15 protein-coding genes are annotated in these 21,592 nt (G+C 66.6%); 9 read left to right on the top strand and 6 right to left on the bottom strand.

Annotated features, from left to right (window positions below; all coding sequences use genetic code 11):
• Window positions 1-130: 130 nt before the first annotated feature.
• Window positions 131-589, bottom strand: a complete 459-nt coding sequence (locus P1U75_RS04505) for an Lrp/AsnC family transcriptional regulator (protein ID WP_300240308.1) — start codon at window positions 587-589, stop codon at window positions 131-133.
• A 141-nt stretch (window positions 590-730) separates the two neighbouring features.
• Here P1U75_RS04505 and P1U75_RS04500 point away from each other — a divergent pair, with 141 nt between their 5' ends.
• On the top strand, window positions 731-4,153 hold the full coding sequence (locus P1U75_RS04500) for an indolepyruvate ferredoxin oxidoreductase family protein (RefSeq protein ID WP_300240305.1): 3,423 nt from the start codon (window positions 731-733) through the stop codon (window positions 4,151-4,153).
• Window positions 4,154-4,161: 8 nt separating this feature from the next.
• On the opposite strand, the gene P1U75_RS04495 is transcribed toward P1U75_RS04500, so the two are convergent.
• The 4 genes from P1U75_RS04495 to P1U75_RS04480 all read right to left on the bottom strand — a co-directional run bounded on the left by P1U75_RS04495 (window position 4,162) and on the right by P1U75_RS04480 (window position 8,086).
• A complete protein-coding gene (locus tag P1U75_RS04495) occupies window positions 4,162-4,791 on the bottom strand; it encodes a glutathione S-transferase (RefSeq protein ID WP_300240302.1) in 630 nt (209 codons plus the stop codon).
• 132 nt (window positions 4,792-4,923) lie between these two features.
• Window positions 4,924-6,063: an acetate/propionate family kinase gene (locus tag P1U75_RS04490; protein WP_300240300.1), complete on the bottom strand. Its 1,140-nt coding sequence runs from the start codon at window positions 6,061-6,063 to the stop codon at window positions 4,924-4,926.
• Window positions 6,060-7,457, bottom strand: a complete 1,398-nt coding sequence (locus P1U75_RS04485) for a bifunctional enoyl-CoA hydratase/phosphate acetyltransferase (RefSeq protein WP_300240297.1) — start codon at window positions 7,455-7,457, stop codon at window positions 6,060-6,062. The genes P1U75_RS04490 and P1U75_RS04485 overlap by 4 nt, the downstream gene beginning before the upstream one ends.
• Before the next feature lie 143 nt (window positions 7,458-7,600).
• Window positions 7,601-8,086, bottom strand: coding sequence for a class I SAM-dependent methyltransferase (locus tag P1U75_RS04480; protein ID WP_300240295.1), 486 nt, complete (start codon window positions 8,084-8,086; stop codon window positions 7,601-7,603).
• Window positions 8,087-8,294: 208 nt separating this feature from the next.
• Here P1U75_RS04480 and P1U75_RS04475 point away from each other — a divergent pair, with 208 nt between their 5' ends.
• The 8 genes from P1U75_RS04475 to P1U75_RS04440 are packed head-to-tail and all read left to right on the top strand — an operon-like array spanning window position 8,295 to window position 19,029.
• Window positions 8,295-10,064, top strand: a complete 1,770-nt coding sequence (locus P1U75_RS04475; RefSeq protein WP_300240293.1) for an ABC transporter ATP-binding protein — start codon at window positions 8,295-8,297, stop codon at window positions 10,062-10,064.
• On the top strand, window positions 10,057-11,994 hold the full coding sequence (locus P1U75_RS04470) for an ABC transporter substrate-binding protein (protein WP_300240290.1): 1,938 nt from the start codon (window positions 10,057-10,059) through the stop codon (window positions 11,992-11,994). Before P1U75_RS04475 ends, P1U75_RS04470 begins: the two co-directional genes overlap by 8 nt.
• 12 nt (window positions 11,995-12,006) lie before the next feature.
• Window positions 12,007-13,035 carry an ABC transporter permease gene (locus P1U75_RS04465; protein WP_300240287.1) on the top strand — a complete coding sequence of 343 codons (1,029 nt, stop codon included), beginning with the start codon at window positions 12,007-12,009 and terminating at the stop codon, window positions 13,033-13,035.
• A complete protein-coding gene (locus tag P1U75_RS04460) occupies window positions 13,032-14,186 on the top strand; it encodes an ABC transporter permease (RefSeq protein WP_300240285.1) in 1,155 nt (384 codons plus the stop codon). Before P1U75_RS04465 ends, P1U75_RS04460 begins: the two co-directional genes overlap by 4 nt.
• A 19-nt stretch (window positions 14,187-14,205) precedes the next feature.
• Complete coding sequence (locus P1U75_RS04455) at window positions 14,206-15,459, top strand: sarcosine oxidase subunit beta family protein (protein ID WP_300240283.1); 1,254 nt, start codon at window positions 14,206-14,208, stop codon at window positions 15,457-15,459.
• Between the two features lie 12 nt (window positions 15,460-15,471).
• Window positions 15,472-15,738 (top strand): sarcosine oxidase subunit delta, encoded by a 267-nt coding sequence (locus tag P1U75_RS04450; RefSeq protein ID WP_300240281.1) that lies wholly within the window; start codon window positions 15,472-15,474, stop codon window positions 15,736-15,738.
• Window positions 15,735-18,533, top strand: coding sequence for a 2Fe-2S iron-sulfur cluster-binding protein (locus tag P1U75_RS04445; protein WP_300240278.1), 2,799 nt, complete (start codon window positions 15,735-15,737; stop codon window positions 18,531-18,533). The genes P1U75_RS04450 and P1U75_RS04445 overlap by 4 nt, the downstream gene beginning before the upstream one ends.
• A complete protein-coding gene (locus P1U75_RS04440; RefSeq protein ID WP_300240276.1) occupies window positions 18,526-19,029 on the top strand; it encodes a hypothetical protein in 504 nt (167 codons plus the stop codon). The genes P1U75_RS04445 and P1U75_RS04440 overlap by 8 nt, the downstream gene beginning before the upstream one ends.
• Here P1U75_RS04440 and P1U75_RS04435 read toward each other — a convergent pair.
• On the bottom strand, window positions 19,026-21,392 hold the full coding sequence (locus tag P1U75_RS04435; RefSeq protein ID WP_300240273.1) for a mechanosensitive ion channel family protein: 2,367 nt from the start codon (window positions 21,390-21,392) through the stop codon (window positions 19,026-19,028). The genes P1U75_RS04440 and P1U75_RS04435 overlap by 4 nt on opposite strands.
• Window positions 21,393-21,592 lie beyond the last annotated feature (200 nt).

The following is a 21,592-nucleotide window of genomic DNA, read 5'->3' as shown; positions in this document are numbered from 1 at the left end:
GCATCTTCATGCAACGCCCCCGGATGAGGCAAGCAAATTCGGCCGACCCGGCACGGTTGATCGGCCGACTTGTCGAAACCTCAACAACCCGCCCCGCACCTGATCGACTGTTTCGCACACGCGAACAATCCTAACGGGAAACCGGCCGGTTGCGCTTGATCGTGCGCAAAACCACGTTGGTCTGGGCGCTGTTCACTGCCGGCAGACGAAACAGGAACCCCTCCAGAAACCGGTTGTAGGCCTCCAGATCGCGGCACAGCACCCGCAGGTGATAATCGGCTTGGCCCGTGGTGGCATAGCATTCCTGCACCTCAACGCTGGCCTCGACCGCCCGGATGAACTCGACGATCCGCTCCGGGTCATGGCGGGTCAGATGCACATGCACGATCGCCTCGAACCCCAACCCCATCTCGCCGGGATCGACCACCGCGCCATAGCGTTCGATCACCCCGGCCTCTTCCAGCGCGCGTACCCGCCGCCACAGGGCCGAGGCCGACATGCCCACCGCCTCGGCCAGTTCCGCGTTCGAGCGCCTGCAATCCTCCTGCAACAGCCGCAGCAGTTTGATATCTCGCCGATCCAGATCCATACGTGGTTTCCTGTTTCGTCATTAGCCACTTCAATGAATGACTTAACCGAAATTCCGCGAAATACCACAAAATCTGAAACGTTTTTCCGCCACCAGCGGGCCATGATTGCACCGCATCACATTCGCCAGGGGGCACGCGCCATGACCAAGCAGGACACCGGGTTTCGCACCTATCAACTCGACGACCGCTACACCCATACCTCCGGCCGCGTCTTTCTAACCGGAACCCAGGCGCTGGCGCGGATCATGATGGACCAGGCCCGCCGCGACCGCGACGCCGGGCTGAACACCGCCGGGTTCGTGTCGGGCTATCGCGGCTCACCCCTCGGCGGGCTCGACCTGGAGCTGTGGCGCGCGCGCAAACGGCTGGAGGCCGACCGCATCACCTTCATGCCCGCCGTGAACGAGGATCTCGGTGCCACCGCCGTGCTCGGCGCACAGCAGGCCAGCCTTGATCCCGATTGCACCTACGACGGCGTGTTTTCCATGTGGTACGGCAAGGGGCCGGGGGTGGACCGCTCCGGCGATGCGCTGAAACACGGCAACGCCTATGGCAGCGCCCCCAGGGGCGGGGTGCTGGTGGTCGCCGGCGACGATCACGGCTGCGTCTCCTCCTCGATGCCGCACCAGTCCGACGTTGCCTTTATGGCGTGGTTCATGCCCACGCTGAACCCCGCCTCGGTCGAGGAATACCTGGAATACGGCGAATACGGGCTGACGCTGTCGCGCTATTCCGGCACCTGGGTCGGGTTCAAGGCGATCTCGGAAACCGTGGAATCCGCCCGCTCGGTCACGCTGCGGCCCGACCGCGCCTTTACCCTGCCCGCGCTCGACCTGCCCCCCGGCGGATTGCACGTGCGCGCCGCCGACCTGCCCAGCGCCGAGATCGAGACCCGCATCCAGCACAAGCTGCGCGCGGTCGAGAGCTTTGTCGAGGCAAACCCGATCGACCGCGCCCTCTACGGCATCCCCGACGCGCGGTTCGGCTTCGTCACCACCGGCAAAGGGCATCTCGACCTGATGGAGGCGCTGCGCCTTCTGGGTCTGGACGAACCCGCCTGCCGCCGCCTCGGCATCGACATCTACAAGGTCGGTATGGTCTGGCCACTGGCGCGGCGCGACGCGCTGGAATTCGTGCGCGAAAAGCACGAGGTGCTGGTGGTCGAGGAAAAGCGCGGCATCATCGAGAGCCAGTTCAAGGAATATTTCTATGACTGGCCCGGCCACAAGCCCGAGAAAATGGTCGGCAAATACGACAGCAAGGGCGCGCCGCTGATCCCCTGGACGGGCGAGCTTGATCCGCTGATGCTGGCGCCCATCGTCGCGGACCGGCTCGACCGGTTCTTTCCCGACGAGGGCCTGCCGCAAAAGGCCAAGGCGCTTACCGACACGCCGCCGACGCTGCTGAATGTCGCGGGGGCCAACCGCACACCGTACTTCTGCTCGGGCTGCCCGCACAACACCTCGACCAAAGTTCCCGAAGGCTCGCGCGCGGCCAGCGGCATCGGCTGTCATGTGATGGCCAGCTGGATGAACCGCGAAACCTATGGCTATGCCCAGATGGGCGGCGAGGGCGTGCCGCATGTCGCCGCCAGCAAGTTTACCGGCGGCAAGCATATCTTTCAGAACCTGGGCGAGGGCACCTGGTATCACTCCGGCAGCCTCGCCATCCGGCAGGCGGTCGCGGCGAAGACCAACATCACCTACAAGATCCTTTACAACGACGCCGTCGCCATGACCGGCGGCCAGCCCGTTGACGGCCCGGTCAGCGTGCATGGCATCGCCCAGACCTGCCGTGCCGAGGGGGTGCAGCGCATCGCGCTGGTCTCGGACGATATCGGCAAGTTCCGTCCCGGCGATTTTCCCACCGGCACCAGTTTCAACGACCGCGCCGAGATGGACGCGGTGCAGCGCGAACTGCGCGAGATCCCCGGCGTGACGGTGCTGATCTACGAACAGACCTGCGCCACCGAGAAACGCCGCCGGCGCAAGCGCGGCACCATGGACGACCCCAAGCGGTTCGCATGGATCAACGATCTGGTCTGCGAGGGCTGCGGTGATTGCTCGGTCGAAAGCAACTGCCTCAGCGTCGAGCCGCGCGAAACCCCGCTGGGCCGCAAGCGCAGGATCAACCTGAATTCCTGCAACAAGGATTTCTCCTGCCTCAACGGTTTTTGCCCCAGCTTTGTCACCGTCGAGGGCGCCACCCGGCGCAAGCGCGCGGCGGCCGATCTGGATTTCCTCGGGCTTGAGGGCACCCTGCCCGCCCCCGACCTGCCCGCGCTCGACGCCCCGTTCGATCTGCTGGTCACCGGCGTCGGCGGCACCGGCGTGGTGACCGTCGGCGCGCTGATCACCATGGCCGCGCATCTGGAGGGCAAGGGCAGCTCGGTCCTGGATTTCACCGGCTTCGCGCAGAAATTCGGCACCGTGCTCAGCTATATCCGACTCGGGTCCGCGCCCGAGGCGATCAACCAGGTGCGAATCGGCCCCGGCGCGGCGGATGCCGTGATCGGCTGCGACATCGTCGTCAGCTCGGCCCCCAAGGCCAGCGCCCATTACCGCAAGGGTACGAAATTCGTGCTGAACCGGGCCGAGATGCCGACCGGCGATCTGGTGCTGCACCGCGACGCACAGTTGAAACTCGACGCCCGCGAGCAGGTGATCGCCGGCGTGATCGGCGCGCAAAACCTCTCGGCCCTCGACGCCAACGCGGCGGCGGAAAAGCTGTTGGGCGATTCGGTCTTCGCGAACGTGATGATGCTGGGTTTCGCCTGGCAAAAGGGGCTGGTCCCGGTCAGCGCCGCCGCGCTGGGTCAGGCAATCCTTTTGAACGGGGTTCAGGTCGAGACCAACCGCGCCGCCTTTGCCATTGGCCGGATCATGGCCGACGCGCCGGAGCAGCTCGAGGCGGCCTATCGGGAAGAGGAGGCGCCGGAGGAAACCCTCGACCAGATGATCGACCGGCGCGCCGATTTCCTTACCGGTTACCAGGACGCCGCCTATGCCGAGCGCTACCGTACGAAATTGGCCGATTTTCGTACCAAATGCCCCGGCGCCTCCGACGATCTGCTGCGCGCTACGGCCCGGTCGCTGTTCAAGCTGATGGCCTACAAGGACGAGTTCGAGGTCGCCCGCCTGATGGTCGACCCACGTTTTGACGCCGAGCTGAACCAGCACTTCGAAGGCGATTTCAAGATCAACTACCACCTCGCCCCGCCGCTGCTGTCCCGCCGCAAGGATGCCCGGGGGCGCCCGCAAAAGCGTAAATTCGGCCCGTGGATGGGCGCCGGTTTCCGCCTGCTGGCGCGGATGAAGGGGCTGCGGAACACGCCGCTCAACCCCTTCGGCCACCACGAGGAGGCCCGCCTGCACCGCGACCTGCTGGCCTGGTACGAGGGCGCGCTGGACAGGCTCGCCACCCGCTATACCCCTGACCGCAATGAGGAATTCACCGCCGTCCTCGCCGCCCCGATGGAGATCCGCGGCTACGGTCCGCTGCGGATGGAAGCGGCGCAAAAGGTCCGGGCCGAGATTGACGCGAAACTGGATAACCTCGGCTGAACCGGCCCCTAAAGCGCCGCGCTGGGCCGCGCCTTGATCCGCTCGAACCAGTCCAGCGTGGCGCTGTTGTCCTCGGGGATGCGGGTGCGGATGACACGGGCGAAATCGACGAAGACAAAGCCGGTGATATCGGCCAGCGAGAACCGCTCCCCCGCCAGCCAGGGGCTGTGCTGCAACCGCTCCTCCAACTGATCGAAAAAGAACCCGACGCGCGCGCGGCCCCGTTCCGCCAGTTCGGGGATCTGCTCAAAATCCAGTGGGCCGGGGATGGCGCGCCCCTTCATGTGGGGGTTGGTGTTGCGCAAAACCTCGGCGATCGGCATCCCGCCCTGCTGCTCGACGATGGCGTTCCACATCATCACCAGCCCCTTTTCCTCAGGCGACACCCCCATCAAGGGCGGCTCGGGAAACGCGGCCTCCAGATAGGCGGCGATGCCAAGGTTCTCGGCAAGAACCGTGCCGTCATCGGTGACCAGCACCGGGATCGTGCCGCGCGGGTTGACCGCAAGGAACTCCTGCGAAAGCTGCTCTCCCTTCGCGATGGAGATATCGCGGGTCTCGATCTCCAAGCCCTTTTCGGCGATGAACATGCGCGCCCGGCGCGGGTTGGGCGCGGTGGAACAATCGTAAAATATCATGCGGTCTCCTCCTGTTCGGGGCAGGATAGACGCGGGGATGCCCATGCGTAAGCCTGTCTTGCGAAGGTGACGGAACGTCCCGGCGCCATGCAAATGTTGCATTCCCTGTTTCGCCCGGGCACAGGCCGGGATCTATTCCAGCGCGCGGCTCACGGCGCGGGCGATCACCCGTTCCTCGTCGGTGGGGATCACCAGAACCTCGACCGGGCCGGTGCCGATCTGCGTGGCATCCTTGTCATTCGCCCCGGCATCAAGGCCGAGCCCGAGAAACTCCATCCCCTCGATCACCCGGGCGCGGATCGGGGCGGCGTGTTCGCCGATGCCGCCGGTGAACACCACGCCATCCAGCCCGCCCAGAACGGCGGCCATCGCCCCCAGTTCGCGCCGAATCCGAAAGACATAGTAATCCACCGCCTCGGCCGCGCGCGGATCGTCGCTGCCCAGCAGCGTACGCATGTCGTGGCTGATCTCCGACAGCCCCTTGAGCCCGCTGTCATGGTAAAGGATACGCTCGATCTCCGCCGCGCCCATCCCCTGCCCCATCAGGTAGAGCAGCACGCCCGGATCAAGCTGCCCGCAGCGGGTGCCCATCGGCAAGCCATCCAGCGCCGAGAACCCCATGGTCGAGCCGACGCTGTGCCCGTCCCTGATCGCGCACATCGAGGCGCCGTTGCCCAGATGCGCCACCACGACCCGGCCCTTGGCCAGGTCCGGCCAGTCCTTGCGCAGGCAGGAGGTGATGTAATCATAGCTCAGCCCGTGAAACCCGTAGCGGCGCACGCCCTGTTCGTAGAACCGGCGCGGCAGCGCGAAGGCATCATTCACGAACGGATGCCCTCGGTGAAAGGCGGTGTCGAAACAGCCCAGTTGCAGCGCCTCGGGAAAGGCGACCTGCGCCGCGTCCACGGCGGCAAGGTTGTGCGGCTGGTGCAGCGGCGCCAGCGGCTCCAGCGTGCGCAACTGGTCGATCACCTCCGCCGTCAGCCTCACCGGGTCTCCAAAGCTCTTGCCGCCATGCACGATCCGGTGGCCGACGCCCCGCACCTCGCGCCCCTCCAGTACCGGCGCCAGCGCCTGCAGGATGGCGCGCAGCGCCACGGCGTGATCGGCCGGACCGATCTCGCGCGCAGGCTCCCCCTTGACCGTCAGCCGAGCAAGCGGGCCAAGGTTTTCCACCTGCCCCGAGGCCAGCAGCGGCGGCTCGTCGCCGGTCTCGTGCACCCCGAACTTGATCGAGGAACTGCCCGCGTTCAGTGTAAGGATCACGCTCATGAAATGTCTCCTGCGACGTGATCGGCATAGAGCGCGGCCACCGCGCAGGACGCCAGCCGCGCCTGGTCGTCATCGGCCCGGCTGGTCAGGATGATCGGGCATTTGGCGCCCATCACCACGCCGCCGGCCTCGGCATGGGCGAGAAAGGTCAGCTCCTTGGCCAGCATGTTGCCCGATTCCATATTGGGCGCGACCAGAATATTGGCCCGCCCCGCCACCAGCGAGCGGATGCCCTTGGTCGCCGCCGCGCCGATGTCGATCGCATTGTCCATTGCCAGCGGCCCGTCCACCAGCCCGCCGGTGATCTGGCCGCGCTCGGCCATCTTCGACAGCGCCGCGGCATCGAGTGTCGAGGGGATCGCGGGGTTCACCGTCTCCACCGCCGAGAGCACGCCGACCTTGGGCTCTGCCATGCCCAGCGCATGCGCCAGGTCGATGGCGTTCTGGACGATATCGGCCTTGGTCTGCAGGTCGGGGGCGATGTTGATCGCCGCGTCGGTCACCATCAGCAGGTGATCGAGCCCCGGCACATCCATCACGAAGACATGGCTCAGCCGCCGGCCGCCCCTGCGCAGCCCGCCCTCGCGCTTGACCACCTCGCTCAGCAGGATGTCGGTGTGCAGATGCCCCTTCATCAGCGCCGCCGCCTCATGCGCCAGCACCATGCGCACCGCCTCCTGCGCGGCCAGCCGGTGATCGCGCACATCGACGATGCGATAGGGGCTCAGGTCGATTCCCACTTCCGCCGCCGCCTCGGCGATGCGCTCGGCATGGCCGATCAGGATCGGGTCGATCAGCGTATGTTCCGCCGCCAGGATGGCGCCGGCCAGCGCATCGGGCTTTTCCGGGGCGACCACGGCGGTGGGGATCGCCGGCAGCGGCTCGGCCATCGCCAGCAGCCGGTCGAAATGCACATGCCGCTGCAGCGTCAGCCCGGGCAGATCCTCGGCGGCAAAGCTCAGCGGTTTCTCCGGCGCATAGACCTGCGCCTCGCCTTCGAGGATGCGGTCCCCGGCGGCGTTCTCGATCCAGGTGTCGAATGTCACCAGCCGGTCGGCGCGCTTCTCGGTCAGCAGCACCTTTACCGTCAGCGTGTCGCCCGCATGGGCCCGGCCGACGAACCGCAGCGTCTGGCTGTGATAAAGCGTGCCGGGGCCGGGCAGATCGCAACCCAGCACGGCCGAGATCAGCGAGGCCACCCACATGCCCGGCGCGATCGCCTCCGGCTTGCCGTCGCCGTCGCCGTCCTCCTCGGGCAGGTGCATCGGGTTCACGTTGCCCGAACTGCTGGCGAAGATGAACAGATCCTCGGCCCGCAGGGTGCGGGTGCGCGTCGCCTCCATGCCGATTTCGAGTTGGTCGAAGGGCACGTTGTGAATGGCTGTCGTGGGCATCTGCTCGACCTCCTGTATTGTCCTGCCACCAGCGGTAGCGCCAGTTTGCGACATGTGAGTTAAAGCGCGGGCCCGAGGCAGGGGCAAGCGCCGGAAGGTCGCGATACGGGCTTGGCTTGACGCGAAGCGGCGCCGTGCCCGATCTATTTGCGATAGATGAAACACCGCCCCGGCACCGCGCCCGCGGGCAAGGGCATCTCTTCCAGCGCGTCGAAATACATCCGGTCCGACGATACCATCAGCCCGCCTTTTGCCAGCAAAGGCTCGATCAGCGGCGAGACCCTGCGCGCAAAGGCATCGTTCTTGGCCAGGTTGTGCCCACCCAGATCGGCGTGGATCAGGCTGGCGGTGGGGCCGAATCGCTCCAGCGTCTGCGGCAGGGTCTCCATCACGTCGCCTAGAATCGTGAACGCCTCTTCCGGCGTCGAATCGGGATGCGAGGCGATGGCCCGCTCGAACACATAGATGTCGCGCCCGGCGATCTTCTCGCGCATGTGGTGATAGGTGCGCCCGTTGCCCAGGCCCAGTTCGAACACCGCCCCCGGCAGCGCGGCGGTCTCGGCAATCGCGTGATCCAGGCAGGCGCGTTGCGACACCATTCGGTCGATGAAAACATCCAGTCGGCTCATCCGGGGGCTCCTTGCGGCGATGACTGCCCCCTCATGCCAAATCCGCCGGCAGATGTGTAGCCCGGGCGCACCGGCATTTGCGACGGTCCTGCGACAAGGGGCAATTGGGGTTTGACTAATCGGGCGCCGTCACGCGATGGTGAGACCAAAAGACCTGTGGGGGTAAAGGTTTGTTTTCACCAATGATCGACGCGGCGGGAAAGACCGGATGACCCCACTGCTTTCCGTCGAGAACCTGAGCATCGGCTTTGGCCGGGACGAGGCGGTGGTCCGCGACGTCAGCTTTCGCGTGATGCCCGGCGAGACGCTGGCGCTGGTCGGCGAATCCGGCTCGGGCAAGACGGTGACCTGCCGCGCGGTGCTGCGCATCCTTCCGCGCAACGCCCAGATCCGCAGCGGAACCGTCATGCTCAACAGCGGCGGTAAGTCGCTGGACCTCACAACCATGGGCGAGCGCCGGCTGCGCGACGTGCGCGGCAACCAGGTCGCGATGATCTTCCAGGAACCGATGCGCTCGCTCTCACCGCTGCACCGGATCGGCAACCAGGTGAGCGAGGTGCTCTGGCTGCATCGCGAAGGCAGCGACAGCGACGCGAAACGCCAGGTGCTCGACACCTTCGCGCGGGTGGGCTTTCCCGACCCGGAGCGCGCCTATCGCTCCTACCCGTTCGAACTGTCCGGCGGCATGCGGCAGCGCGCGATGATCGCCATGGCGATGGTCGCCAAGCCCGATCTGCTGATCGCCGACGAACCGACGACCGCGCTCGACGTGACCACCCAGGCGCAGGTGCTGGGACTGATCAAGGAATTGCAGCGCGAAACCGGCATGGGGCTGATCCTGGTCACCCACGACCTCGGGGTGGTCGCCAACATGGCCGAGCAGGTGGTGGTGATGCATCGCGGCCGGATCATGGAGGCCGGCGCCGCCGAGCCGCTGCTGCGGTCCCCGGCGCACCCCTATACCCGTCAGCTCTTCAACGCCGCCCCGTCGATCCCGGCCGAGGCGAAACCGGCACCGCCCCTGCCCGACCAGGATCTGATCCTGCAGATGAAGGCGGTTTCCAAGACCTACACGATGCGCGCCGGCTCGGCCTGGCGGCCCGATGTGCTGATCCACGCCTGCCGGGGCATCGACCTCAAGCTGCCGCGCGGCAAGACGCTGGCCATCGTCGGCGAAAGCGGCTCGGGCAAGACCACCGCGGCGCGCATCGCGCTGGGGGCCGAACTGCCCGACCCGGGCGGCGAGGTGCTGTTCCGCCCCAAGGACGCCGACCCGATCGCCGTGCACCACATGAGCCGCTCCGAGCGCACCGCCTTTCAGCGCCAGGCCCAGATGGTGTTCCAGGATCCCTATTCCTCGCTCAGCCCGCGGATGCGGGTGCTGGATGCGCTGACCGAACCGCTGGAGATCCACCGCATCGGCACCCGGGCCGAGCGGCGCGACCGCGCCGCCGAGATGCTGCGCCAGGTCGGGCTGAACCCCGACATGCTGCAACGCTATCCGCATGCCTTCTCCGGCGGCCAGCGCCAGCGCCTGTCGATCGCGCGGGCGATGATGCTCGACCCTTCGCTGATCGTCTGCGACGAGCCGACCTCGGCGCTCGACGTCTCGGTGCAGGAACAGATCCTGACCCTGCTGGAGGACATCCGCGACCGGATGGGCCTGTCTTATCTCTTCATCAGCCACGACCTCGCCGTGGTTGCCCGCATCGCCGACGAGGTGGCGGTGATGCGTCAGGGGCTGGTGGTCGAACAGGCGCCGCCCGACACGCTGTTCTACAACCCCAAGCATCCCTATACCAAGGCGCTGATCGCTGCCCAGCCGACCCCGGACATCGACCGCCCGATCGACCTGAAACTGGTGGCGCTCGGCGCCGGTGCCCCGGAAAGCTGGCCCGACGGCTTTCGTTTTTCCGACACCGTGATACCGTCGCTCACCGAATTGGAACCCGGCCACAAGGTACGCTACCATGTTTGACCGCCGCCTGAATCGCACCCGCAACCTCGCCCGGACCGCCGCCGTCGCGCTGCTGGCCGCGCTGGCGCCGCTGGCCGCCGCCGCCCTGCCCCCGCTACAGGAAAGCGCGTTCTGGCAGGAAGAAATAGACAGCGGCGACCTGCCGCCCGTGGCCGAACGGCTCCCCGATGCGCCGCTGGTCGTCGATCTCGAGGCCAAGGGCCGCGAGATGGGCACCCCAGGCGGCACCCTGCGCACCATGGTCACCCGCAGCAAGGACATCCGCCAGATGGTCGTCTACGGCTATGCCCGGCTGATCGGCTACGACGCCGATTACAAACTGGCGCCCGACCTGCTGGAAAGCTTCGAGAACGAGAACAACCGCAGGTTCACCCTGCGCCTGCGCCCCGGTCACAAATGGTCGGACGGCCATCCCTTCACCTCGGCCGATTTCGCCTATTGGTGGGACGACGTGGCCAACAACCCCGCGCTCAGCCCCGCCGGGCCGCCGGATTTCCTGCGGATCGAGGGGGAACTGCCAAGGGTCAGCTTTCCCGACGCCACCACCGTGGTGTTCGAATGGAACGCGCCCAACCCCAGCTTTCTGCAAACGCTGGCCCAGGCGCGGCCGCCCTTCATCTACCGCCCGGCGCATTTCCTGAAACAGTACCACAAGAAATACGCCGACCCCGCCGCACTCGCCGAAGCGGTCGAGGAGGAGCGGGTGAAAAGCTGGGCCGCGCTGCACAACAAGCTCGACAACATGTACAAGTTCGACAACAGCGCGCTGCCCACCCTGCATCCCTGGATGAACGCCACCTCCGGCAAGAAGATCCGCCACCTCTTCGTGCGCAACCCGTTCTTTCATCGGATCGACGCCAACGGCGTGCAACTGCCCTATATCGACGTGGTCGAGATGGAGATCGTCGCCGGCGGGCTGGTCGCCGCCAAGGCCAACGCCGGCGAGGCCGATCTGCAGGGTCGCGGCCTCGATTTCCGCGACATCTCGATCCTGCGCAAGGGCGAGGCGGATGGCGGCAACTACCGCACCCTGCTCTGGCCCACCGGCGTCGCCTCGCAGATCGCGATCTATCCCAACCTGAACGTCAACGACCCGATCTGGCGCGAGGTGCTGCGCGACGTGCGCGTGCGCCGCGCGCTGTCGCTGGGCATCGACCGGGCGACGATCAACCGCGCGCTCTATTTCAAGCTGGCCAAGCCCGGCGCGATGACCGTGCTGCCACAAAGCCCGTTCTTCGATGAAAAACTGCGCGATTCCTGGGCCCAGTACGACCCCGATCAGGCCAACGCCCTGCTCGACGCGGCCGGGCTCGACAAGCGTCTGGGCAATGGCACCCGCCTGCTGCCCGATGGCCGGCCGATGGAATTCGTGATCGAAACCGCCGGTGAGAGGCAAGAGGTCGAGAACGCGCTGCAGATCATCACCGACACCTGGCGCGAGATCGGCGTCAAGCTGGTGATGCGCCCGCTCGACCGCGACATCCTGCGCAACCGGGTGTTCGCTGGCTCCTCCATGGCCTCGGTCTGGTACGGATGGGACAACGGCATCCCCCAGCCCTATACCTCGCCCGACTACCTTGCGCCGCGTCAGCAGGAATTTCTCGCCTGGCCGAAATGGGGCCAGTTCTACCAGACCGGCGGCGAAGCCGGCGAGCCGCCCGACATGGCGCCGGCGCAACGCCTGATGGATCTGGCCCACGACTGGGAACAGGCCAGCACCGACGACGAACGCAGCGCCGCCTGGCGCGAGATGCTGCAGATCCACGCCGACCAGGTCTTTGGCATCGGCATCCTGGCCGAGGCGCCGCAGCCCATCGTGGTGAACAAGCGGCTGCGCAACGTGCCGGAAAAGGGCCTCTGGGCCTGGGATCCGGGGGCGCATTTCGGTATTCACCGGCCGGATGAGTTCTTTTTCGCCAACGACGGCTGAGGGGAGCGCCGAATGCCAATCCTGCGCTACGCGATCTATCGGTTTGCGACCATGTTGCTCACGCTTCTGGTGGTCTCGGTGATGGTCTTCGTGATCATCAACCTGCCGCCGGGCGATTACCTGTCGAACCAGATCGCCGAACTGCGCGCCAGCGGGCAGGAGGCCGGCGTCGCCAAGGCCGAATTCCTGCGCACCGAGTACGCGCTCGACCGGCCGCTGTGGCAGCAATACATGATCTGGGTCGGCTTCATGCCCGGCCCCAACGGGTTCGCCGGGCTGGTGCAGGGCAATTTCGGCTGGTCGTTCGAATTTGACCGCCCGGTCTCGGAGATCGTCGGGGAAAGCCTCTGGCTGACGGTGCTGGTCAACCTCGCCGCCGTGCTCTTCGTCTACATGGTGGCGCTGCCGCTGGGGGTGCTGGCGGCGGCAAAATCGAAGACCTGGATCGATTACACCTCGGCCTTTGTCGGATACCTCGGGCTGGCGACACCCAACTTCCTGCTGGCGCTGATCCTGTTCTACTACGGGCACAAGTATTTCGACCTGCCGATCGGCGGGCTGATGGACCCGGCCTTCGAGGGGCAGCCGATGGGCTGGGACAAGGCCCGCTCGATCCTGATCCACCTGATCGTGCCGACCTTCGTCATCGGCACGTCGGGTGCCTCGGCGATGATGCAGCGGCTGCGGGCGAACATGCTGGACGAGCTTGGAAAACCCTATGTCGAGACCGCCATCGCCAAGGGGATGAGCCCCAGCCGCATGCTGACCAAGTACCCGCTGCGGGTGGCCTTCAACCCCTTTGTCGCCGACATCGGCAACCTGCTGCCGGCGATGGTCTCGGGCTCGGTTCTGGTCTCGGTGGTGCTGGGGCTGCAGACCATCGGCCCGACCCTGCTGACCGCGCTGAAGACACAGGATCAGTTCCTGTCGGCCTTCGTGCTGATGTTCGTCGCCCTGCTGACCCTGATGGGCACGATGATTTCCGACGTGCTGCTGGTCCTGCTCGATCCGCGCATCCGCTATGAAGGGCGCGACGCATGACCCAGCTGCCCGACGGACGCTATGTGGACGACGCCCCCTATGACCCGCAGGCCAGCATCCAGCAGTTGGAACGGCGCGATCTCGACGCGCCCAACTGGCTGCTGATCTGGCGCAAGTTCCGGCAACACAAGCTGGGGCTGTTTTCCGGGATCTTCCTGCTGATCTGCTACCTGATGCTGCCCTTTGCCGGGTTCATCGCCCCCTACACCCCAAATGAGCGACTGTCGGAGCACCTCTATGCCCCGCCGCAAAGCGTGAATTTCTTTCACGAGGGTGCATTCCAGGGCCCCTTCGTCTATCCCATCGTGGCCGAGGCGGATCTGGAAACCTTCCAATGGAAATTCGTGCCGGATGAAAGCCGCCCGATGCCGCTGGAGTTCTTTTGCCCGGGCGGATCCTATCGCCTTGCCGGCCTGATCAAGAGCGACCGGCACCTGTTCTGTGCGCCCGAGGGCGCGACGCTGTTCCTCTGGGGCTCCGACCGGCTGGGACGCGACGTGTTCAGCCGCATCCTCTACGGCGCGCAACTGTCGCTGACCGTGGGGCTGATCGGGATCTCGGTCTCGTTCCTGCTGGGCATCAGCTTCGGCTCTGTCGCGGGCTATTTCGGCGGCAGGATCGACTGGGTAATCAACCGGGTGATCGAGATTCTGCGCTCCCTGCCGGAACTGCCGCTGTGGCTGGCGCTCTCGGCAGCGGTGCCGTCGAACTGGGGGCCGGTCTCGGTGTTCTTCATCATCTCGGTGATCCTCGGGATTCTCGACTGGCCGGGGTTGGCCCGTTCGGTGCGCGCCAAATTCCTCAGCCTGCGCGAAGAGGAATACGTGCGCGCGGCGGAAATGATGGGGGCAAGCTCGGGCCGGGTGATCCGCAAGCACCTGCTGCCCAACTTCATGTCCCACCTGATCGCCAGCGCCACGTTGTCGATCCCGGCGATGATCCTGGGCGAAACCGCGCTCAGCTTCCTCGGGCTCGGGCTGCGCGCCCCGGCGGTAAGCTGGGGGGTGATGCTGAACGACGCGCAGAACCTCGCCTCGATCGAGATCTATCCCTGGACCGCGATCCCGATGCTGCCGATCATCGTCATCGTTCTGGCCTTCAACTTCCTCGGCGACGGGCTGCGGGATTCGCTGGACCCATACGAAAGCTGACGGAGGCCGCGGGGGCGCCATGAGCAAGAGGTATTCCGCCCTGAGCCTGCTGCGCGAGGGGCTGCACGGCCATCGCGGCTGGGCCCCGGCCTGGCGCACGCCGGATCCGAAACCGCGCTATGACGTGATCGTCATCGGCGGCGGCGGGCACGGGCTGGCCACCGCATACTATCTTGCGAAGAACCACGGTCTGAAAAACGTGGCCGTGCTGGAAAAGGGCTGGCTCGGCGGCGGTAACACCGGGCGCAACACCACGGTGATCCGCTCGAACTACTATTACCCGGCGAGCACGGATCTGTACGATCTGTCGGTCAGATTGTACGAAACCCTGTCGCGTCAGCTGAACTTCAATATCATGTTCTCGCAGCGCGGCATGCTGGTGCTGGCCCATTCCGAACCGGAAATGGAACTGGCCGCGCGCCAGGTCAACGCGATGCAGCTCAACGGCGCCGATGCCGAGCTGCTGAGCGCCGACGAGGTCCGCAAGCGCGCGCCGCTGCTGAACTTCGCTCCCGATGCCCGCTACCCGATCCACGGCGCCACCTGGCAGGGCCGCGCCGGCACCGCGCGGCACGATGCGGTGGCCTGGGGGCTGGCGCGGGCCGCCGACAGGCTTGGCGTCGACATCATCCAGAACTGCGAGGTCACCGATGTCATCACCGAGGCCGGCCGCGCCGTGGGCGTCGCTACCACGAAGGGTGAAATCCGCGCGGATCGCATCGGCGCGGCGGTGGCGGGCCATTCCTCGGTGCTGGCAAATCTGGCGGGCTACAGCCTGCCGATCCAGTCCTATGCGCTGCAGGCCTTCGTCACCGAGCCACTGAAACCGGTGATCGACACGGTCGCCTTTTCGCCCGCCTGCGGCACCTATTTCAGCCAGTCGGACAAGGGCGGGCTGGTGATCGGCGGCGGGCTCGACCGGGTGCCCTCCTATGGCCAGCGCGGCAATATGCCGATGCAGGAGGCGGTGCTGGGCGGCTTGTGCGAGATGGCACCGATGCTGGCCAAGGTCAAACTGCTGCGCCACTGGGCCGGGATCGTCGATGTCACGCCCGACAGTTCGCCCATCATCGGACCCTCGGGCGTCGACGGCCTTTATGTCAACTGCGGCTGGGGCACCGGCGGGTTCAAGGCGATCCCGGCGGGCGGTTACCTGTTCGCCCATCTGCTCGCCACCGGCCAGCACCACGAGATTTCGCGCCTCTTCGACAAGGGCCGCTTCACCACCGGGCACCTGATCGACGAGGGCGCGGCCTCGGGCATCGCGCATTAGAAAGGACCGGTCATGCAGCTGTTCCCCTGCCCCTTCTGCGGCGCGCGCGACGAGCGGGAGTTTCATTTCATGGGCGAGGCCGGCAAGACGCGGCCCGACACCCAGCAGCCGGTCAGCGACGCGGACTGGGCCGCATACCTTTACGACCAGCGCAACGACAAGGGCCGGGTGCGCGAGGTCTGGATGCACCTGCCCTGCCGCGAGGTCTTCGGGATGCAGCGCGACAGCGTGACGATGCAGGTGCTTGGCACCACCGCGTTCAGAAAGGCGGGCGCATGAGCGGTACACGAACCGAGACCGGCGGGCTGATCGACCGCACGAAGACCCTGCGCTTTCGCTTTGACGGGCGCGGTTACGCGGGCCATCCCGGCGATACGCTGGCCTCGGCGCTGCTGGCGAACGGGGTGCGGGTGCTCGGGCGCAGCTTCAAGTATCACCGCCCGCGCGGGGTTTGGGGCGGCTGGTTCGACGATCCCAATGCGATCCTTGACGTCGGCCTTGATGGGAACGCGATCCCCAATTGCCAGGCCACCACAACGCCGCTGCTGGATGGCATGGAGAGCCGCGCCGTTAACGCCTGGCCCAGCGCCGCGCGCGATGTGAAAGGCGGGCTGGACCTGCTGCACCGCTGGCTCGGGGCCGGGTTCTACTACAAGACCTTCATCTGGCCTGACTGGCACCTGTTCGAACCGACGATCCGGCGCATGGCGGGGTTGGGCGCGGTGGATGGCAAGACGATCCCGGACTATGTGGCCGATCAGATCCATGACTCCTGCGACCTGCTGGTGGTGGGCGGCGGCGCGGCCGGGCTGGCGGCGGCGCGCGCGGCGGCCGAGGCCGGGCAGGACGTGGTCCTGGTCGAGGATCATGCAGACCTGGGCGGCGGTCTCTACCGGCGCGGCGGCGAGGTCGAGGGACGCTCCCCGGCAGACTGGTTGGCCGAACAGCGCGCAGCCATCGAAACCGCCGGCGGGTGCATTCTGAGCAGCACCACGGCCTTTGGCGTCTACGATCACGGACTGGTCGGGCTGGCCACCGATCGCGGTTTCGCCCGCGCGCCGCGGCTCACCCGGATGCGGGCGCGGCGCACCCTCATGGCGACCGGCGCGCTGGACCGCCCCCTTACCTTTGCCGACAACGACCGCCCCGGCGTGATGTCGCTGCAGGCGGCGGCGGAGTACCTGGGCCGATACGGCGTGTTGGTGGGCCGGCGCATCGTGGTCCTGTCCAACAACAGCGCCGGGCAATCCGCCGTTGCGGCGCTGCGTGCGGCCGGGGCCGAGGTGGTGGAGGCCGATCCGGCAGACGGCCCGATCCGCGCCCTCGGCGGCGCGCGGTTGAACGGCGTGCAGGTCGGCGACAGGCAGCTTGCATGCGACAGTCTGCTGGTCTCCGGTGGCCTCACCCCGGTGGTGCATCTGTGGCGCCATGCCGGCGGCAAGCTGGACTGGAGCGAGACCGCCAACGCCTTCCTCCCCGGTGCGGCCCCGGAGGGGATGGCGGCCATCGGCGCGGCGAACGGGACCTTCAACCTGCAAGCGGCGCTGGAAGAGGCCCGCGCGGTGGCTTTGGGCAAACCACCCGCCCCCTCCGCCAGCAGTTACACGATCCGCCCGCTCTGGCCGGAGCCCGGGGCAAAGGGGCGGCAATGGATCGATTTCCAGCATGACGTCACGCTCAAGGACATCGAACTGGCGGCGCGGGAAAACTATGTCTCGGTCGAGCATCTGAAACGCTACACCACGCTGGGCATGGCGGCGGATCAGGGCAAGACCTCCAACATGGCCGGCCTCGCCGCCATGGCCGCGATCCAGGGCAGGCCGATCCCGGAGGTGGGCACGACAACCTTTCGCCCGCCCTTCGTTCCAGTACCGCTGGAGCTGTATCACGGGGCGCGGCGCGGCCAGCTTCTGAACCCGCTGAAACGGCTGGCGCTGGAGCCGCAGCACCGGCAGGCCGGTGCGGCGCTGGGCGAATACGGCGGCTGGCTTCGGCCGGGCTGGTACGGCGGAAAACCCGCCCGCGACGCGATCCGCGACGAGGTGCAAATGGCACGCAGCAGCGCGGGGATCTTCGACGGCTCCCCCCTGGGCAAGATCGAGGTGATGGGGCCGGACGCCGCCGCCTTTGTTGATTTCGTCTATTACAACACCGTCGCCACGCTGAAGCCGGGCCATATCCGGTACGGTTTCATGCTGACCGAAAGCGGCGCGGTCTACGACGACGGGGTGATCGCGCGGCTGGGGTCGGAGCATTTCGTGATCTCCTGCTCCTCCTCCCATGTCGATGGGGTCGAGACGATGCTGGAAAGCTGGCGGCAGGATGGCAACGATCCCGACCGTATCTTCGTCCATGACGCCACGCAGCACTGGGCCACGCTGGCCGTCACCGGCCCCAAGGCGCGGGAAATCCTCGGCGCGCTGGTTCTGGACCTCAACCTTTCGCGTGACGTCTTCCCGCATATGAGCTTTCGCGAGACCATCTTCGCCGGGACGCCGTTGCGCATTGCGCGAGTGAGCTTCACCGGCGACGTGAGTTTCGAGCTGTCGCTGCGCACCGCGAAGGCCGCCGATCTCTGGGCCGCGCTGACCATGGCCGGGGCGGAACACGGTGCCGGGCCGATCGGGATCGAGGCGCTCTCGGTGCTGCGGGCGGAGAAGGGATTCATCATCATCGGCAAGGACACCGACGGCGAGACCATGCCGCACGACCTGGGCTTCGGCGGGCCGCGGCAGAAAAAGAAAACCGCTTTCGTCGGTGACCGGGGATTGCACAGCGAGGCGGCCAATGCGCCCGACCGGCGGCAACTGGTGGGGCTTTCGGTGCCCGAAGGCTCCCCGGCGCTGCCCACCGGCGCGCACCTGGTGACCGGCGACAAACCGCGCTCCGAGGGGATCGTGACGTCGAGTTATATCAGCCCGACGCTGGATCGCCCGATCGCGCTGGCGCTGCTGGCGCGCGGCGCGGCGCGGCACGGCGAGGTGCTGCGCGTCTGGCACATGGGACAGGTCCGCGCCGCCACTGTCACCCCGCCCTGCGCGCTTGACCCGAAGGGGGCGCGGCTCGATGCGTGACGATGGCCGGAAATGGGATGCGCCGCCAGAGTACAGCCAGCCGCTGACCGGCGCGGGCGTGCGCGCGGCACGGGTGTGGCCGCAGCGACAAGTTCTGATCAGCGCCCCGGACGTGCTGGCGCGGATCGAGGCCGCAGGCTGGCCCGGCGTGGTACGCGGCGATTCCTATGCCCTGTCCCTGCGCCGCGACCGGGTGCTGGAGGTCGACGGCCCGCCCCGGGACGAGGGCTGGGATGGCCGCCAGGCGGTGACCGAGGTAACGGACGCTTACGCCGTGATCCAGATCGAGGGGCCGCAGGCGCTGGCGCTCTGCCGGCGGGGAACCGAACTGTCGCTGTCGCACCCCTCGCGCTCGGTTGCCCGGCAGATGTTCGGCCTGCCGGTGTTCCTCTACCGCTGGCAGACCGAGGATCGGTTTCGCCTCCATACGCCCCGCGGTTACGGACAGGCGCTGTGGCAAACCCTGGCGGCGCATATGCGGCAGATGCGACCCTAACGGTCGTCGCCGCCCAGGTCGCCCCCGCCGCCCCCGTCCAGCATGTCCTCGTCGATGGCCGCCTGCACCGCACCCAAGGCCGCCTTTTTCTGCAGCGGCGTCGCCGTATCGTCCTGATCTCCGGCCAGCCGCACGGTGACCTCGCGGTGGGCGAACTTGACTCCCTCCCGCGCGAACAGCTCGCGGATCTCCTCGAAGACCTTCTTGCGCACCAGCCACTGGTCGCCCGGCTTGGTCATGAACTTGACCCGGATAATCATGGCGCTGTCCTGCATCTCGATCACGCCCTGGGATTTCAGCGGCTGGATGAAATTCTCGCCGATCACCGGATCGGACAGCAATTCCTGCCCCAGCTTCTTGATCAGCTTGCGCACCTTTTCCACGTCGGTGTCATAGGTCACCCGCAGCGGCAATTTCATGATCACCCAGTCGCGGGAATAGTTGCTGAGCGTTTTGATCTCGCCAAAGGGGATGGTGTGCAGCGCGCCCAGGTGGTGGCGCAACTGGAACGACCGGACCGAGATCTTTTCGACCGTGCCCTTCACCTCGCCCAGGTCGATGTATTCGCCCTTGCGAAAGGCGTCGTCGAACAGGAAGAACGCGCCGGAGAAGATGTCGCGCACCAGCGTTTGCGCGCCAAAGCCCACGGCCAGCCCGACCACCCCTGCACCGGCGAACAAGGGGCTGACGTTGACCCCCAGTTCCAGCAGCGCGATCAGCGCGACCGAGACCACCACCACCGCCAGGATCGCGCCGCGGAACAGCGGCAGCAGCGTGGCAAGACGGGTCGCGCCGGTGGCGCCCCCCTCATCGCCCAGTTCGCCCGCCTCTTCATCGCCGGTCTCCTCGGCGATGCGGCTGTCGATCCAGATCCGGAACAGGTGATAGACGATGTAGCCGATGAACAGGATCACGGTGACGTCCAGCGCGCTGCCCACCACCGAGTTGGACATCAGCCGGTTGTCGGTGCCCCAGATCAGCGCCAGCGCATAGATCCCGGCGACAAAGGCCAGGACGCCCGAGACCCGCCGCGCCAGCGCCTCATAGGTGGTGATGGCATGGCGGGGGCGCGTCGGCGCCGGCTCTCCCCTCTCGGTCTCGCGCGCCTCGGCCTCGGCCATCTCCTCGTTCAGCGCATCGCGACTGCGGGTTCGGGCGAAATACTGCTCGATCGCGTAGTTGATGACGCCATAGACCACGATGATGGCGACGAAACTGGAGTAGGCCGCCGCGATCGGCGGGATGCCGATCGGACGTTCGAGCACCAGCGCGAACGCCAGCCGCAGCCAGCCGTAGATGAAATAGCCGATCATCACCGGCGCCCAGGCGTAGGACACCACGCGCGTCAGCCAGGGCACATCGACGGCCGCGCGCCCGCTCCGGATCGCATCGGTGATCGCGCGCCCGTTCCAGACCAGCATGACGATGTTGGCGATTGTCGCAACCAGAGTGAGCGTCCCGTGCAGAAGCGCGTAGACGTTGTAGTTCAGCCCGAAGTCCGCGATCCAGGTGCTGAACACGATCGAGACCACGTTGAAGGCGATCAGCACCGACGCCCAGTAATACAGCCGCTGCGCGTCCCGGTCCGAGAAATGCGGCATCCGGTACTGACCGAGGAACGGCGACAGGATCATCCGCCACAGGTCGGACACTGTGCGCGCGATGAAGAAGGTGGCAAAGATCGCCGTCACCGTGAACTGGATCGACAGGTCATCGGGATACTGCGCCACCAGGGCGCCCAGGATCAGGGCGGTCAGCAGAACCAGCAGCGTCCCGACGACGCCGGCGGAAAACCGGAAGACGAGGAAGGGCATCTTTTCCAGATACCCCTGCGGATTCTCCTTCACCCGCGGAATGACGAACCGGCCGGCGATCTTGGGTCCGTAGATGAAGCGCGCGAAGAGAAAGCCCACGAACAGGAACGCGATGTTCCACAACAGCACCTCGACATAGGTCATGATGCGCCCGTCTGGGCTGGTGGCCCGAAGGATGAAACGCACCTCGTTCAGCGAGTTCGGCAGCGCGTCGAGCCGCTGGCGCAGGGTCTCGCGAAAGGTCTCGACCTGCGCCTGCGCCTTCATCAGGGCCGAGGCCCCCTCCATCATCGGGTCCTCTTGGGCGGTCTCATTGCTGTCGGTGCGTTTGCCCGAGGCGGTTCCGATCAGGTTGCCGGCGTCGTCCAGAACCACGACGCTGACGCCGGCCTCGGCGGCCTGTTTCAGCGCCTCGGCCATGTCTCCGGCGGTGTCGACCGAGGCGGGCTCCGACCCGCCCAAAGACAGCAACGATTGAGCCTGCACCGCCACGGGCGCCAGGACGAACAGCCACAGGGCCAGCGCCAGGCGAAACAGAGTCTTTGTCATTTTTTTGCCGCCCCGAGCGAATGGATCGGACGCAGGCTACAAGAGCGTCATGGGCAAGGCAAACCCGCAGATTCCGCCCGTGGCGTTGCGCCGGTGATTTCCCGCGCGGCAGAAACCTGTTTGCATTCGGGTCTGATTTCACTAGTAGGGGCTTGTCCGGATTGGCGACAAGGCACTTGCGGACCGGCGGCCCGCGCGGG

The organism is Antarcticimicrobium sp., assembly GCF_029212575.1.
Classification (GTDB): domain Bacteria; phylum Pseudomonadota; class Alphaproteobacteria; order Rhodobacterales; family Rhodobacteraceae; genus Antarcticimicrobium.
This window is presented reverse-complemented; position numbering and strand designations above follow the sequence as displayed.

Coding starts and splice junctions, on each gene's coding strand:
- P1U75_RS04490 (WP_300240300.1), bottom strand. CDS start 6,063: ATGAGCGTGATCCTTACACTGAACGCGGGCAGTTCCTCGATCAAGTTC.
- P1U75_RS04470 (WP_300240290.1), top strand. CDS start 10,057: ATGTTTGACCGCCGCCTGAATCGCACCCGCAACCTCGCCCGGACCGCC.
- P1U75_RS04505 (WP_300240308.1), bottom strand. CDS start 589: ATGGATCTGGATCGGCGAGATATCAAACTGCTGCGGCTGTTGCAGGAG.
- P1U75_RS04465 (WP_300240287.1), top strand. CDS start 12,007: ATGCCAATCCTGCGCTACGCGATCTATCGGTTTGCGACCATGTTGCTC.
- P1U75_RS04450 (WP_300240281.1), top strand. CDS start 15,472: ATGCAGCTGTTCCCCTGCCCCTTCTGCGGCGCGCGCGACGAGCGGGAG.
- P1U75_RS04475 (WP_300240293.1), top strand. CDS start 8,295: ATGACCCCACTGCTTTCCGTCGAGAACCTGAGCATCGGCTTTGGCCGG.
- P1U75_RS04500 (WP_300240305.1), top strand. CDS start 731: ATGACCAAGCAGGACACCGGGTTTCGCACCTATCAACTCGACGACCGC.
- P1U75_RS04460 (WP_300240285.1), top strand. CDS start 13,032: ATGACCCAGCTGCCCGACGGACGCTATGTGGACGACGCCCCCTATGAC.
- P1U75_RS04445 (WP_300240278.1), top strand. CDS start 15,735: ATGAGCGGTACACGAACCGAGACCGGCGGGCTGATCGACCGCACGAAG.
- P1U75_RS04435 (WP_300240273.1), bottom strand. CDS start 21,392: ATGACAAAGACTCTGTTTCGCCTGGCGCTGGCCCTGTGGCTGTTCGTC.
- P1U75_RS04440 (WP_300240276.1), top strand. CDS start 18,526: ATGCGTGACGATGGCCGGAAATGGGATGCGCCGCCAGAGTACAGCCAG.
- P1U75_RS04485 (WP_300240297.1), bottom strand. CDS start 7,457: ATGCCCACGACAGCCATTCACAACGTGCCCTTCGACCAACTCGAAATC.
- P1U75_RS04480 (WP_300240295.1), bottom strand. CDS start 8,086: ATGAGCCGACTGGATGTTTTCATCGACCGAATGGTGTCGCAACGCGCC.
- P1U75_RS04495 (WP_300240302.1), bottom strand. CDS start 4,791: ATGATATTTTACGATTGTTCCACCGCGCCCAACCCGCGCCGGGCGCGC.
- P1U75_RS04455 (WP_300240283.1), top strand. CDS start 14,206: ATGAGCAAGAGGTATTCCGCCCTGAGCCTGCTGCGCGAGGGGCTGCAC.